At 52.0% G+C, this 14,572-nt stretch carries 18 protein-coding genes; 5 read left to right on the top strand and 13 right to left on the bottom strand.

The features are described 5' to 3' along the window. Positions 1-31: 31 nt before the first annotated feature. The 5 genes from hemW to yggS are packed head-to-tail and all read right to left on the bottom strand — an operon-like array spanning position 32 to position 3,337. Positions 32-1,168 (bottom strand): radical SAM family heme chaperone HemW, encoded by a 1,137-nt coding sequence (gene hemW / locus ACJHYO_RS01715; RefSeq protein ID WP_044706006.1) that lies wholly within the window; start codon positions 1,166-1,168, stop codon positions 32-34. Continuing rightward, positions 1,161-1,754 (bottom strand): XTP/dITP diphosphatase, encoded by a 594-nt coding sequence (locus tag ACJHYO_RS01710; RefSeq protein WP_001174738.1) that lies wholly within the window; start codon positions 1,752-1,754, stop codon positions 1,161-1,163. Before ACJHYO_RS01710 ends, hemW begins: the two co-directional genes overlap by 8 nt. A 7-nt stretch (positions 1,755-1,761) precedes the next feature. Then, a complete protein-coding gene (yggU, locus tag ACJHYO_RS01705; protein ID WP_001277222.1) occupies positions 1,762-2,052 on the bottom strand; it encodes a DUF167 family protein YggU in 291 nt (96 codons plus the stop codon). Continuing rightward, entirely contained in the window at positions 2,049-2,615 is a 567-nt protein-coding gene (yggT, locus tag ACJHYO_RS01700) for an osmotic shock tolerance protein YggT (RefSeq protein ID WP_001094831.1), read from the bottom strand. The genes yggU and yggT overlap by 4 nt, the downstream gene beginning before the upstream one ends. A 17-nt stretch (positions 2,616-2,632) precedes the next feature. Beyond that, positions 2,633-3,337 carry a pyridoxal phosphate homeostasis protein gene (gene yggS / locus ACJHYO_RS01695; RefSeq protein WP_000997807.1) on the bottom strand — a complete coding sequence of 235 codons (705 nt, stop codon included), beginning with the start codon at positions 3,335-3,337 and terminating at the stop codon, positions 2,633-2,635. Between the two features lie 17 nt (positions 3,338-3,354). On the opposite strand from yggS, the gene ACJHYO_RS01690 reads away from it, so the two are divergent. Further along, positions 3,355-4,335 (top strand): PilT/PilU family type 4a pilus ATPase, encoded by a 981-nt coding sequence (locus tag ACJHYO_RS01690; RefSeq protein WP_085455522.1) that lies wholly within the window; start codon positions 3,355-3,357, stop codon positions 4,333-4,335. 173 nt (positions 4,336-4,508) lie between these two features. On the opposite strand, the gene ruvX is transcribed toward ACJHYO_RS01690, so the two are convergent. The 8 genes from ruvX to metK all read right to left on the bottom strand — a co-directional run bounded on the left by ruvX (position 4,509) and on the right by metK (position 11,731). Then, positions 4,509-4,925 (bottom strand): Holliday junction resolvase RuvX, encoded by a 417-nt coding sequence (ruvX, locus tag ACJHYO_RS01685; protein ID WP_000017111.1) that lies wholly within the window; start codon positions 4,923-4,925, stop codon positions 4,509-4,511. Beyond that, on the bottom strand, positions 4,925-5,488 hold the full coding sequence (locus ACJHYO_RS01680) for a YqgE/AlgH family protein (RefSeq protein ID WP_001053178.1): 564 nt from the start codon (positions 5,486-5,488) through the stop codon (positions 4,925-4,927). Before ACJHYO_RS01680 ends, ruvX begins: the two co-directional genes overlap by 1 nt. Before the next feature lie 108 nt (positions 5,489-5,596). Continuing rightward, positions 5,597-6,547, bottom strand: coding sequence for a glutathione synthase (gshB, locus tag ACJHYO_RS01675; protein WP_000593259.1), 951 nt, complete (start codon positions 6,545-6,547; stop codon positions 5,597-5,599). 12 nt (positions 6,548-6,559) lie between these two features. Next, on the bottom strand, positions 6,560-7,291 hold the full coding sequence (rsmE, locus tag ACJHYO_RS01670) for a 16S rRNA (uracil(1498)-N(3))-methyltransferase (RefSeq protein ID WP_001222509.1): 732 nt from the start codon (positions 7,289-7,291) through the stop codon (positions 6,560-6,562). 79 nt (positions 7,292-7,370) lie between these two features. Further along, positions 7,371-8,078 (bottom strand): deoxyribonuclease I, encoded by a 708-nt coding sequence (endA, locus tag ACJHYO_RS01665; RefSeq protein ID WP_001327408.1) that lies wholly within the window; start codon positions 8,076-8,078, stop codon positions 7,371-7,373. Between the two features lie 94 nt (positions 8,079-8,172). Beyond that, positions 8,173-8,670, bottom strand: a complete 498-nt coding sequence (locus tag ACJHYO_RS01660) for a SprT family zinc-dependent metalloprotease (protein ID WP_000858396.1) — start codon at positions 8,668-8,670, stop codon at positions 8,173-8,175. Positions 8,671-8,746: 76 nt separating this feature from the next. Continuing rightward, complete coding sequence (gene galP / locus ACJHYO_RS01655) at positions 8,747-10,141, bottom strand: galactose/proton symporter (protein ID WP_001112301.1); 1,395 nt, start codon at positions 10,139-10,141, stop codon at positions 8,747-8,749. A 435-nt stretch (positions 10,142-10,576) separates the two neighbouring features. Continuing rightward, the gene (gene metK / locus ACJHYO_RS01650) at positions 10,577-11,731 is read right to left on the bottom strand and encodes a methionine adenosyltransferase (RefSeq protein WP_001062128.1); all 1,155 of its coding nucleotides are present in this window, start codon (positions 11,729-11,731) and stop codon (positions 10,577-10,579) included. Between the two features lie 55 nt (positions 11,732-11,786). Between metK and yqgD the strand changes: the two genes are divergently transcribed. The 4 genes from yqgD to speA all read left to right on the top strand — a co-directional run bounded on the left by yqgD (position 11,787) and on the right by speA (position 14,502). Continuing rightward, positions 11,787-12,038, top strand: coding sequence for a protein YqgD (yqgD, locus tag ACJHYO_RS01645; RefSeq protein WP_001305310.1), 252 nt, complete (start codon positions 11,787-11,789; stop codon positions 12,036-12,038). A gap of 110 nt (positions 12,039-12,148) precedes the next feature. Beyond that, complete coding sequence (gene yqgG, locus ACJHYO_RS01640) at positions 12,149-12,292, top strand: protein YqgG (RefSeq protein WP_001297404.1); 144 nt, start codon at positions 12,149-12,151, stop codon at positions 12,290-12,292. Positions 12,293-12,385: 93 nt separating this feature from the next. Beyond that, positions 12,386-12,517, top strand: a complete 132-nt coding sequence (yqgB, locus tag ACJHYO_RS01635) for an acid stress response protein YqgB (protein WP_001297406.1) — start codon at positions 12,386-12,388, stop codon at positions 12,515-12,517. Positions 12,518-12,525: 8 nt separating this feature from the next. Next, positions 12,526-14,502, top strand: a complete 1,977-nt coding sequence (gene speA / locus ACJHYO_RS01630) for a biosynthetic arginine decarboxylase (protein WP_001295380.1) — start codon at positions 12,526-12,528, stop codon at positions 14,500-14,502. The last annotated feature ends 70 nt before the right edge of the window (positions 14,503-14,572 follow it).

Below are 14,572 nucleotides of genomic sequence, written 5' to 3'. Positions count from 1 at the left end.
TTGCGTACACGCCGCATCCGGCAATACAAATTTACTCAGCCAGAAAAAGCTCCAGCAGCGAATTTAAAAACAACTTCCCATGTTCCGTTATCTGCCAGTAATCCGCACATTCTGTGAGATAACCCTGAGCGATAGCCTCGTCTAACTGAGGGCGAATAACCTCTTCTGAAAGGCCAGTATACTGGCTAAACTCCACGCGCGGCGCAGGTTCCAGCAAACGGAAGCGATTCATAAAGAACTCAAATGGTTTATCTGCGGCTTCGACATCACGCTGGCTTTCCAGATACCGCCCCTGCATAAAACCACGTGGATGACGCGTTTTGGTGGTACGCAGAATGCGCCCATCCGGGAAGGTCACTTTGCCATGCGCGCCGCAGCCAATACCGATGTAGTCACCAAAGCGCCAGTAGTTGAGATTGTGCTGGCACTGATAACCGGGTTTGGCGTAAGCGGATGTTTCATACTGCAGATAGCCCGCTGCGGTTAATAACTGATGCCCCTGTTCGAAAATGTCCCACAGCGCGTCATCGTCCGGCAGTACAGGAGGGCGCGAGCCAAACAGCGTATTGGGTTCGATGGTCAGTTGATACCAGGAAAGATGCGGCGGATTCAGTTCAATAGCCTGGCGCAGATCGCCTAGCGCCTCTTCCAGTGATTGATCCGGTAGCCCATGCATCAAATCGAGGTTAAAGCTACGTAACCCTAAACCGCTCGCCAGATTTGCCGCTCGTTTCGCTTCTTGCGGGCCATGAATGCGCCCAAGTCGTTTCAGCTTTTCTTCGCTAAAACTCTGTACGCCAATGGAGATGCGGTTCACACCAGCACGCTGATAATCAACAAAGCGATCGGCTTCAACCGTACCAGGGTTCGCTTCCATCGTAATTTCTGCATCCGCTGCCAGCGGCAAACGCGCACGTACGCCGTTCAGCAGCGTTTGCATCGCCGGGCCGGAAAGCAGGCTCGGCGTACCACCGCCAATAAAGATTGTCTTTACTTCACGGCCCTGAGCGTAAGCCACATCGTTGTCCAGATCGTTAAGCAGATGCTGAACATAATCGTCGTGCGGCACTTCTCCTTTCAACGCGTGAGAGTTGAAATCGCAGTACGGGCATTTCTGCACGCACCACGGGATGTGAATGTAGAGACTCAGCGGCGGTAATTTAACCATTACGTAAAGCGTCCAGCAGCAGTTTCAACGCCTGACCACGGTGGGAAATGGCGCTCTTTTCTTCGCGGGTCAGTTCGGCAGCGGTTTTCCCTTCGGAAGGTACGAAGAAGATTGGATCATAACCAAAGCCACCAGTGCCCGCTGGTTCACGAGTAATCACGCCTGGCCAGCTACCGTGGCATACCAGCGGAGTGGGATCTTCCGCGTGACGCAGATATACCAGCACGCAGTGGAAACGCGCCTGACGTTGGTCGTCCGGTACGTCTTTCATTGTTTCCAGCAGTTTTTGCAGATTCTTTTGATCGGTCGCGTCTTCACCGGAATAACGCGCGGAGTAAATACCCGGCGCGCCACCCAGCGCATCTACCGCCAGACCGGAGTCGTCGGCAATTGCCGGTAAACCGGTCACTTTTGCCGCATGGCGCGCTTTCAGAATCGCGTTTTCGATAAAGGTCAGGCCGGTTTCTTCAGCGGAATCTACGCCGAGGTCTGTTTGGGCAACGATATCAAGACCGAAGTCGCTAAGCAGCGACGCCAGCTCACGCACTTTACCGGCATTGCCGGTTGCGAGGACAACTTTTTGCATAGGATACCTAATTAATTAACGCCGCGATTTCTGGCGGGATTTGTTGCGGATTAATGATTTTAATTTGTTTGTGGCGGCCAAGTTCGCCTTTTTCAATCACCACCTGGCTTTTGGCAACCCGGAATTGCTTACCGAGAAACTTCACCAGATGGCTGTTGGCCTGGCCGTCAACCGGCGGCGCGGTAATGGCGACTTTTACCTCGTCGCCATGTAAACCGACAATAGAATCACGGCTGGCTTTTGGCTGAATATAGAGCCGTAAAACCAGACCGTCATCATTAACTGTTACGGCACTCATAACGCCATCCACAGCCCCGGCAGCAGCATATTTCCGGTCGCCTGCAAGACTTCTGCGACACCCATATTGATGACATACAGCAGCAGAACGAGGATCATCGGCGAGAAATCAATCCCACCCATTGCCGGTAGCAAGCGGCGAATCGGGCGCAGCAGCGGATCGGCCAGCTGAATCAGCACGTATTCAATCGGGCTACGACCCTGGCTTACCCAGCTCATAATCGCCATCACCAGCAGGACCCAGAAAATCAGCAGGCCGATGGTTTTCAGCAGAATCAATAAACCGGCAATCCAAATGATTGGCAGGAAGGTCACCACTTTAAACAGCACGATGGCTTTAATGAAACTGAGAATATAGGCAACCAGCAGCGAGGCGCTATCAATGGGTCCCATTGCCGGAATAACGCGGCGCAGTGGCCCGATAATCGGCTGCGTTACCTTCACTACAAACTGTGAGAAGGGGTTGTAAAAATCACAATGAGCCCACTGCATCCAGATGCGTAATAACAGCACCATGGTATACAGCTCAATGACCGTTGAAAGCAGGAAAGTCAACGTATTCATGGCGTTCCTTTAATTCCTTATTTTTTAGAGTAATCACGCGCACCAAAAATTGCAGTGCCGATACGAACCATTGTGCTACCTGCCGCAATGGCGGCTTCCATATCGTCCGACATTCCCAGAGAGAGCGTGTCGATATGCGGGTAGCGCGTTTTCAGTCCGGCAAATGCTACAGCCATTTGGCGTGCAACTTCAAACTGCCTTACATATTCTGACTCAGGCGCAGGGATTGCCATCAGCCCGCGCAGACGTAAACGCGGTAGTTCAGCGACCGCAGCTGCCAGCTCGTCCAGTTCAGCCAGTTGAATCCCGGACTTACTGTTTTCATCACTAATGTTAATTTGAATCAGTACGTTAAGAGGGGGAAGTTCTGCCGGGCGCTGGTCGTTCAGACGGGTAGCGATGCGCAAACGGTCGATGGTATGACACCAGTCGAAATGCTCTGCCACCAGGCGGCTTTTATTAGACTGCAACGGGCCAATAAAATGCCATTCTAATCCTGTTACGCCCAGTTCCTGAAAGTGGCGAATTTTATCTACCCCTTCCTGAACGTAGTTTTCACCAAATTGACGCTGCCCGGCATCAATGGCTTCTACGATGGCGCTCGCAGGTTTTGTTTTACTGACTGCAAGCAGCGTAATTTCTTCTGGAGAACGGCCGCAACGCGTTGCAGCCGCTGAGATTTTGTCCCGGACCTGTGCCAGGTTATGCGCAATATCGTTCATTTTCCGAGGATCTTAGTATGAATATGGAAGAAATTGTGGCCCTTAGTGTAAAGCATAACGTCTCGGATCTACACCTGTGCAGCGCCTGGCCCGCACGATGGCGTATTCGCGGGAGAATGGAAGCTGCGCCGTTTGATGCGCCGGACGTCGAAGAGCTACTGCGGGAGTGGCTGGATGACGATCAGCGGACAATATTGCTGGAGAATGGTCAGCTGGATTTTGCTGTGTCGCTGGCGGAAAACCAGCGGTTGCGTGGCAGTGCGTTCGCGCAACGGCAAGGTATTTCTCTGGCATTACGGTTGTTACCTTCGCACTGTCCACAGCTCGAACAGCTTGGTGCGCCACTGATATTGCCGGAATTACTCAAGAGCGAGAATGGCCTGATTCTGGTGACGGGGGCGACGGGGAGTGGTAAATCTACCACGCTGGCGGCGATGGTTGGCTATCTTAATCAACATGCCGATGCGCATATTCTGACGCTGGAAGATCCTGTTGAATATCTCTATGCCAGCCAGCGATGTTTGATCCAGCAGCGGGAGATTGGTTTGCACTGTATGACGTTCGCATCGGGATTGCGTGCCGCATTGCGGGAAGATCCCGATGTGATTTTGCTCGGAGAGCTACGTGACAGCGAGACAATCCGTCTGGCGCTGACGGCAGCAGAAACCGGACACCTGGTGCTGGCAACTTTACATACGCGTGGTGCGGCGCAGGCAGTTGAGCGACTGGTGGATTCGTTTCCGGCGCAGGAAAAAGATCCCGTGCGTAATCAACTGGCAGGTAGTTTACGGGCGGTGTTGTCACAAAAGCTGGAAGTGGATAAACAGGAAGGACGCGTGGCGTTGTTTGAATTGCTGATTAACACACCCGCGGTGGGGAATTTGATTCGTGAAGGGAAAACCCACCAGTTACCGCATGTTATTCAAACCGGGCAGCAGGTGGGGATGATAACGTTTCAGCAGAGTTATCAGCAGCGGGTGAAAGAAGGGCGCTTGTGACGTTACTGTGTCTGATACGAATTGTAAATATGCCCGATGCGCAAGCTTATCGGGCCTACAAGGGAAGCGTAACTTTGAATTCGCACTCACTGTAGGTTGGATAAGGCGTTTACGCCGCATCCAACATGAAACAACGAGCACATTGTCAGAAATCTGTGCGCTAGTAAATCGCCTTAATATCCCTGCTCGAAATAGCTTTCGAGAATAATAACCGCAGAGGCAGAGTCAACTTTGCCTTTGTTGAGCGCCCGATAGCCGCCCTGTTCAAACAGACCGGAACGTGCCTCTACGGTGCTAAGACGCTCGTCATGGAGCTTTACTTCAACACCGAAACGGCCATGAATACGGTTGGCAAATTTACGGGCTCTGGCAGTCAATGGTTGCTCGGTGCCATCCATATTCAGCGGCAAACCAACGATGATTTCGTCCGGCTGCCACTCTTTCAGTAAACGTTCGATGAGATTCCAGTCCGGCGTACCGTCCTGTGCTTTAATTGCAGGCAATGGGCGAGCGGTGCCGGTAATGCGTTGGCCGACCGCTACACCAATGCTTTTGGTACCGAAGTCGAAGGCGAGTAAGGTTCCACTCATCAGGCGTGTCCTGCCACACCAGGCATGGTGAGAATATCCACACCAATCAGTTTTGCCGCCTCGCGCCAGCGGTCGGCAATCGGCGTTTTGAACAGAATATTCAGATCTGCCGGGGCCGTTAGCCACGCGTTATCGAGAATTTCTTGTTCCAGTTGACCTTTCTCCCAGGAGGCATAGCCCAGAGCCACCAATACGTCAGACGGTTGTTTATCGGTGCCGAGCGTTTCCAGCACATCGCGGGAAGTGGTCATCACCGTGTTGTCTGAAATGCGAATGCTGGAAGCAAAATTAGAGGGCGGAGTATGCAAAATAAACCCGCGATCTTCAGCCAGCGGACCGCCGAGCATAACCGGTTTATCCAGACGGATTGATTCATCACGCGGCTCCGGCGTGATCTTCAGCTTTTCCAGAATCCCTTCAATTTTGAGATTTTCCAGCGGCTTGTTGACGATGATCCCCATTGCACCATTGGTATTATGTTCGCAAATGTAGACCACGGAACGACGGAAAATCGGATCCTGGAGAGCAGGCATGGCAATAAGAAAGTGATGCTGTAAATTCATTGTCAGAGGTTCTGTTTCCTGGTTCAAAAAAGCAACAGCGCCCAGTATGCGTGGAAAGAAGGGCGCTGTCACTCAGAGTCTCAACGAGATCCCTCTCGCTAAACAGGGTTACTGCTGCTGTAAACGTGCTTCGATGGCATCCATTAACATTCCGGTGATCGACACCGGAAACTCTGCTTCAATCTCACGAATACAGGTTGGGCTGGTGACGTTAATTTCAGTCAGACGGTCGCCGATGATATCCAGACCAACAAAAATCAGCCCTTTTTCTTTCAGCGTCGGCCCAATCTGACGGGCGATTTTCCAGTCACTTTCCGTCAGCGGACGAGGTTCACCGCGACCACCGGCAGCCAGATTGCCACGGGTTTCGCCCCCCTGCGGAATACGCGCCAGGCAGTACGGTACCGGCTCGCCATCTACCACCAGCACGCGTTTGTCGCCATCTTTAATGGCTGGCAGGTAATTTTGCGCCATGCAGTAGCGAGTGCCATGCTCAGTCAGGGTTTCGGCAATCACGCCGAGGTTTGGATCGCCTTCTTTCACGCGGAAAATCGACGCGCCGCCCATACCGTCCAGTGGCTTAAGAATGATGTCGCTGTGTTTCTCCCAGAACGCTTTTAGCTGCGCTTTATTGCGTGTGACCAGCGTTTCTGGTGTTAAGTCAGAGAACCAGGCTGTGAACAGTTTTTCGTTACAATCGCGCAGGCTCTGCGGCTTGTTAACGATCAGCGTCCCTTTATCTTCGGCACGTTCCAGAATATAGGTCGCGTAGATAAACTCGGTATCAAACGGCGGGTCTTTACGCATCAGGATCACATCGAGATCGGCCAGCGGCAGATCCTGCTCACCCGTGAACTCGTACCATTTATCGTAGTTCTGTTCGACGCTCAAAGTACGGGTACGAGCGCGAGCCTCACCATTGATCAAATAGAGATCGGCCATCTCCATATAGTGAAGTTCGTAACCACGACGCTGTGCTTCCAGTAACATAGCGAAACTGGAATCTTTCTTGATGTTGATGTTTGCGATGGGGTCCATCACGATGCCGAGCTTGATCATTATTCTTCTCCGTTAGCCCAAATCGCCAAAACGCACTTGTAGCGCGGTAATGGCGGTGAGCGCAGTTGTCTCAGTACGCAAAACGCGAGGTCCCAACAGGATATCAGTAAATTGATAGCGGGCAGTCATGGCAATTTCATCTGCCGATAAACCGCCTTCCGGGCCAATCAGCAGGCGGACGCGTTCGACCGGTAACGGCAACGTATTGATGCTGTTACTGGCGCGCGGGTGAAGATTCAGTTTCAGTCCTTCATCCTGCTCTGCACACCAGGCTTCCAGATCCATCGCTGGACGGATTTCCGGCACCCGGTTACGGCCACACTGCTCACAGGCAGCAATTGCAATCTTCTGCCACTGCTGGAGCTTCTTGTTCAGACGTTCACTATCCAGTTTAACGCCGCAGCGCTCAGAAAAAAGTGGCGTAATGAGGCTTACACCGAGTTCGATCGATTTCTGGATAGTAAATTCCATTTTTTCACCACGCGACATCACCTGACCGAGGTGAATATGCAGCGGAGATTCGCGATCGTCGATCTGGCCTTCCAGCACCTTCACTTCCACGCTTTTTTTGCTGGCGCTGGTAATTTCGGCGTCAAAGACCTGGTTGCTGCCGTCAAACAATTGCAGCGCCTGTCCCGGCCCCATACGCAGTACGCGCCCGATATGGTTGGCGGCATCTTCGCAAAGCGCGATGTGAGAATGGCTGGTCAGTGGTTCAGGATGATAAATGCGGGGGATACGCATAGTTAAAAATCCGCGTCGTCTCCCCACGCGGTTGTTCGCGTGGGGTAGGGGTTAACAAAAAGAATCCCGCTAGTGTAGGTTAGCTCTTTCGCGCCTGGCAAGCGCGTTGCACATACGGGTTATGATTGCCCTGCACCTTCGCGATGCGTTCATCACGCTCGCACTCCCAGTCGGTAACTGGATACATCTTGTCCCATGCGTTGAACAGCTGCGTTTGCTGACGAGAGAGTGTCAGGTTGTATTGGTCACGCATATAGAAGTAGGTGCGCGCAATGGCACCGCGTGCACGCGCTGGTGGTTCGGCAACTTTTTCTTTGAAATCGACCTTCATGGCGCATTGACCGTACTGGCCTTCACCGCCATTCCACTGGCTGTACATAAAGTTGCCGCGATCGCCATTCACCTCACCGACTGACGGCTGCAGGTTATGCATATCGCTTTCCATCTTGCGATAGACCGGATCTTTGGCGCAATTTTTACGTCCACCGTCCTGCCAGCACTGGCGCTGGTGACCGAATTGCCAGGCAGGAACGACGTGTTCCCACTCTACGCGGCTGGCACGGTTTTCATTTTTTCGCACCTGATAGCCGCACGATTGCAGATCAACAACGCCTTTTTTGCCCTGCCAGTTAATTTTACATCCGCAATAAAACGTACCGGGCGCGTCAGCGTGGACTTTTACCGCCGCGGCTTTCGCTTGAGAAAAACTATTGATACCTTCGGCCAATGCCGGGCCGGAAAATGCTGTGCTCAGTACCACCGCAGCAATAGACAAATAACGGTACATCACTTACTCCGTGTTAAAACGAGCCAGCAACGTAGCGAAAGTTGTTTTGGTATGCAATCAGCCAGATCAGGAAAGTTCCTGATAGTTCAGGTGGTTATTTCGCAACCAGCTGTTCGCCGCAGTGAACACAGCGATAGACGGCTTCGCCACGAACTACGCGATTATGACGGCGTACGGTAAGCTGATGCTCCTGGCACTTGCAGCGGTAGGGGAAGGTGTTGCGGCGCACGGATTGCAGTTCGAACTGATGCGTACGACGGGCGGGAACGCCCAGCACGCTTTCCATCATCCACTTCCACTCTTTGCCATGTGGCGCTACGCGCCCGAAATGTTTCCATACCAGCAAATGTGCCAGTTCGTGTGGCACTACCTCTTCAATAAAGGCTTCACTGTTTTCCAACAGCAAAACGGGATTGAGGCGAATTTCATAGCTTTCCAGCCAGGCTGTTCCGGCAGAGGTTCCGCGCTGGGTGTAAGAGAGTTTTGGCTCCGGGTAGTTACGCCCTAGCTTCAGGTTGGCCTGGGCGAGTTTTTCCCGCAGGCGACGCATAACGGCCTGTTGGATGGCGATAGGGAGACGGGATGTTTTCATAGCGGCAGAGGATAGAGCGAAGAAAAGATGACTGCAAGAGGTGGCTTCCTCCATGATGGGAGGAAGCCTGAGGAGATTAATCGTGAGCGCCGATTTCGCGCAGTTTACGACCTTTCATCAGATTACGTTCAATATGTTCCAGCGAAACGTGTTTGGTTTCCGGTACCAGCCACAATGTCAGCAGGATAAACAGTACGTTCAGAGCAGCATACACCCAGAAGGTGTTGGCGTTACCCAGCGTGTTGAGCATGGTCAGGAACGTTGCGCCAACGATCATGTTGGCAATCCAGTTGGTGGCAGTGGAGCAGGTGATGCCAAAATCGCGGCCTTTCAGCGGCTGAATTTCGGAGCACAGTACCCAAATCAGCGGACCGGCACTCATGGCAAAACCGACAATAAACATCAGCAGCATGGCGATGGCGAAATACTGCGCCGACGGAGAGTGGATACCGATATGCATCATTGTACCGAGTACGCCCATACCAGCAGCCATCACCAGGAAGCCCAGCGTTAGCGTTGGTTTACGTCCCCAGCGGTCAACAAGGCCGATTGCGATAAAGGTGGCAAGTACGTTGGTCAGGCCGACAATCACTGTCCCCCACATTTGCTCGGTGGTGTTGGTATAACCCGCCAGTTCGAAGATTTTCGGCGCGTAATACATGATGACGTTCATCCCGGTGAATTGCTGCATTACCTGCAATAGTACGCCAAGGAACACCGCGCGGCGGAAGTTGCTATTCTCTTTAAACAGCGCCCAGCCACTCTGTTTAACCTGCAAACTTTCACGGATTTCATCCAGTTCGCGTTTCGCTTCCGCGCTGGTGTCACGCAGGCGTAGCAGCACGCGTTCGGCATCAACAAAACGGCGTTTGGCGGCAAACCAACGTGGGCTGTCTGGCAGGAAGAAGACACCAATCAGCAGCAAAATTGCCGGGATGATAATCACACCCAGCATCCAGCGCCATGCACCGGTGTAGCTGAAGGCGGTATCAGAAAGATAAGCGCCGAGGATCCCGATAGTGATCATCAACTGATACATCGAGATCATACTGCCGCGAATTTTTTCCGGCGCAATTTCTGACAGGTACAGTGGTGCGGTATAAGAGGCCACACCCACCGCCAGCCCCAGCAGAACGCGGGAAAGAATCAGTACTTCAACGTTTGGCGCAGCCGCAGAGAACAGTGAACCGGCAACAAACAGGATTGCGCCGATCATCAGGCTCTTTTTGCGCCCGAGTTTAAAGGAGAGCCAGCCGCTGCCCACCGCACCGACTGCCGCACCGAACATCATGGAGCTTACGACCCATTCTTGCGTGTGCGAAGTAATCTGGAATTCATCTGCAATAAACGGCAGTGCGCCAGCAATTACACCGATATCCAGGCCAAAGAGTAATCCCGCCAGAGCGGCAAGGAAGCAGACGAAAAACGTCATTGCCTTGTTTGACCGCCCCTGTTTTTTAGCGTCAGGCATGATGCCCTCCAATATGGTTATTTTTTATTGTGAATTAAGATAGGTGAGTACGACGTAAAAAGATGTGAAGCAAATCACATCAGTGTAATCGCTTACACTAACATTTATCTTAGTTATGATTTAAGTGCATGAAAATAATTGAGTTATATCATCATAGATTAAAGGTTGTTATCTGCAATTAAGACTTTACTGAAAAGAAATGTAACAACTGTGAAAGCTGAATAATAATATGAAAATATTACAAATATTTGGCTGGTGTGGTTGGTGTAATCGATTTCAGTAGTGATGATAATTTGCGGTAAAACGTGTTGAGGAAGAATGATGTTATTGTGCGGGCGGTTTTTTGCCGGATGCGGCGTGAACGCCTGTCCACTGCGGTGAGGTAAAAGAAAAAGGCCAGCGCGAGGCTGGCCTTTGAAAGCAGGTGAAGAAAGATTACTTCAGACCGGCAGCATCACGCAGCAGCTGCGCTTTGTCGGTTTTTTCCCACGGGAAATGTTCACGACCAAAGTGACCGTATGCTGCGGTTTCTTTGTAGATCGGGTGCAGCAGATCCAGCATCTGAATCAGACCGTATGGGCGCAGGTCGAAGAATTCACGTACCAGCAGAGTCAGTTGTTCAGAAGGCACTTTCTCAGTACCGAAAGTTTCTACCATGATGGAAGTCGGTTCAGCCACGCCGATTGCGTAGGAAACCTGAATTTCACAACGATCGGCCAGGCCAGCAGCAACAATGTTTTTCGCGACATAACGTGCTGCGTAGGCTGCGGAACGGTCCACTTTTGATGGATCTTTACCGGAGAACGCACCGCCACCATGACGCGCCATGCCGCCGTAGGTATCAACGATGATTTTACGACCAGTCAGACCGCAGTCACCCATCGGGCCACCGATAACGAAACGACCGGTCGGGTTGATGAAGAATTTGGTGGCAGAAGTCAGCCATTCAGCGGGCAGAATCGGCTTGATGATCTCTTCCATTACCGCTTCTTGCAGCGATTTCTGGTCGATCTCTTCAGAGTGCTGAGTGGAAAGCACGACAGCATCAATGCCAACGATTTTGCCGTCGTCATACTGGAAAGTCACCTGGCTTTTCGCGTCCGGGCGCAGCCACGGCAGAGTGCCGTTTTTACGCACTTCAGCCTGACGCTGTACCAGACGGTGTGCATAAGTGATAGGTGCTGGCATCAGCACGTCGGTTTCATTAGTTGCGTAGCCAAACATCAGCCCCTGGTCGCCCGCGCCCTGTTCCAGCGGATCGGCACGGTCAACGCCCTGGTTGATGTCAGGAGACTGTTTACCGATGGCGCTCAGAACCGCACAGGAGTTAGCGTCAAAGCCCATGTCGGAATGCACATAGCCAATTTCGCGAACGGTATTACGGGTGATCTCTTCGATGTCTACCCAGGCGCTGGTGGTGATTTCGCCGCCAACTAAAACCATGCCGGTTTTTACGTAGGTTTCGCAAGCAACGCGTGCTTTCGGATCCTGTTCGAGGATCGCGTCTAAAACGGCATCAGAGATTTGGTCAGCAATTTTGTCAGGATGCCCTTCAGAGACGGACTCGGACGTAAAAAGGTGTTTTGCCATATTTAATATCACCTAAAGAGAATTTGGTTAGCTCAAACTGTTGTGTGGATTTTCTGTGGTAGCGGATCCTACCACGACTCTGCAGGTTAAAAACACTGGCAGTCTGAGTGTTAATCGGTATGGATGGATTAACATCTGGATGGCTATTTTAGGTCAGTTCTTCACCCAATTTCCACTTTTTTTTGAATCGTGTCTCATTCTGTTAAAAACGTGGCTGGAAATTTTTCCTGACAATGCTGGCATTCTGCGTATTTATCTTTTGCAATTTTCTGCCATTGTGGGGTATAAAACGCGGCGCGCGGCTTAAATAAAAAGCACACGACGTTTCTTTCGTGTTGCCACTTCCAGCCGGGTTGAAAACAGAGTTTTGGCTTGTGGGTTCGTCTTAACAGGCGGCCGTGGAGGTGATACGAAATAATGAACCGTTGTCTGCTGCTTAACCTGTCTCACCGTTCTGGTGAAGATTCGTTCCCCGCACTCTGCATCTCTGCTTTGCATACCTGCCGATGTTATACCCATCTCGGCGCTTCTCAGGATTCAAGAGCTGGTTACAGCTACTGAGGACTGAACAAGGGCGCTCTTGTAAAAACAAGAGTTTTCTCGTGGTTTCGCCGAACTGTCACACTTACGTTCGGTTATGTGCTTAATAATGTTATGAAAAAGAAACCGGTTGCGCAGTTGGAGCGTCAGCATTCACTGCTGGAAAATCCATGTGCTTATGGGTTGTTATCGCAGTTCCAGGCTGCGATAGTCGTTAACTGTTTTACACTTAATAAAATAATTTGAGGTTCGCTATGTCTGACGACATGTCTATGGGTTTGCCTTCGTCAGCGGGCGAACACGGTGTACTACGCTCCATGCAGGAGGTTGCAATGAGCTCCCAGGAAGCCAGCAAGATGCTGCGTACTTACAATATTGCCTGGTGGGGCAATAACTACTATGACGTTAACGAGCTGGGCCACATCAGCGTGTGCCCGGACCCGGACGTCCCGGAAGCTCGCGTCGATCTCGCGCAGTTAGTGAAAACTCGCGAAGCACAGGGTCAGCGTCTGCCTGCACTGTTCTGTTTCCCACAGATCCTGCAGCACCGTTTGCGTTCCATTAACGCCGCGTTCAAACGAGCGCGGGAATCCTACGGCTATAACGGCGATTACTTCCTCGTTTATCCGATCAAAGTTAACCAGCACCGCCGCGTGATTGAGTCCCTGATTCATTCGGGCGAACCGCTGGGCCTGGAAGCCGGTTCCAAAGCTGAGTTGATGGCGGTGCTGGCACATGCTGGCATGACCCGTAGCGTCATCGTCTGCAACGGTTATAAGGACCGCGAATATATCCGCCTGGCATTAATTGGCGAGAAGATGGGCCACAAGGTCTATCTGGTCATTGAGAAGATGTCAGAAATTGCCATTGTGCTGGATGAAGCAGAACGTCTGAATGTCGTTCCTCGTCTGGGCGTGCGTGCACGTCTGGCTTCGCAGGGCTCGGGTAAATGGCAGTCCTCCGGCGGGGAAAAATCGAAGTTTGGCCTGGCGGCGACTCAAGTACTGCAACTGGTTGAAACGCTGCGTGAAGCCGGGCGTCTCGACAGCCTGCAACTGCTGCACTTCCACCTCGGTTCGCAGATGGCGAATATTCGCGATATCGCGACAGGCGTTCGTGAATCCGCGCGTTTCTATGTGGAACTGCACAAGCTGGGCGTCAATATTCAGTGCTTCGACGTCGGCGGCGGTCTGGGCGTGGACTATGAAGGCACCCGTTCTCAGTCTGACTGCTCCGTAAACTACGGCCTCAATGAATACGCCAACAACATCATCTGGGCGATTGGTGATGCGTGTGAAGAAAATGGTCTGCCACATCCGACGGTAATCACCGAATCGGGTCGTGCGGTGACTGCGCATCACACCGTGCTGGTGTCGAATATCATCGGCGTGGAACGTAACGAATACACGGTGCCGACCGCGCCTGCAGAAGACGCACCGCGCGCCCTGCAAAGCATGTGGGAAACCTGGCAGGAAATGCACGAACCGGGAACTCGCCGTTCTCTGCGTGAATGGTTACACGACAGCCAGATGGATCTGCACGACATTCATATCGGCTACTCTTCCGGCACCTTTAGCCTGCAAGAACGCGCATGGGCTGAGCAGCTTTATTTGAGCATGTGCCATGAAGTGCAAAAGCAGCTGGATCCGCAAAACCGTGCTCATCGTCCGATTATCGACGAGCTGCAGGAACGTATGGCGGACAAAATGTACGTCAACTTCTCGCTGTTCCAGTCGATGCCGGATGCGTGGGGGATCGACCAGTTGTTCCCGGTTCTGCCGCTGGAAGGGCTGGATCAAGTGCCGGAACGCCGCGCTGTGCTGCTGGATATTACCTGTGACTCAGACGGTGCTATCGACCACTATATTGATGGTGACGGTATTGCCACGACAATGCCTATGCCGGAGTACGATCCGGAGAATCCGCCGATGCTCGGTTTCTTTATGGTCGGCGCATATCAGGAGATCCTCGGCAACATGCACAACCTGTTCGGTGATACCGAAGCGGTTGACGTGTTCGTCTTCCCTGATGGTAGCGTAGAGGTAGAACTGTCTGACGAAGGCGATACCGTGGCGGACATGCTGCAATATGTGCAGCTCGATCCGAAAACGCTGTTAACTCAGTTCCGCGATCAGGTGAAGAAAACCGATCTTGATGCTGAACTGCAACAACAGTTCCTGGAAGAGTTCGAGGCAGGTTTGTACGGTTATACCTATCTTGAAGATGAATAATTAAGATTATTCTGCTGGCGGGGCGATTTATTTACGTAAATCGGCCCGCTTTCTTTTTATATATTCTTAA

The organism is Escherichia sp. WS1118, from assembly GCF_046487695.1.
Classification (GTDB): domain Bacteria; phylum Pseudomonadota; class Gammaproteobacteria; order Enterobacterales; family Enterobacteriaceae; genus Escherichia; species Escherichia coli.
This window is presented reverse-complemented; position numbering and strand designations above follow the sequence as displayed.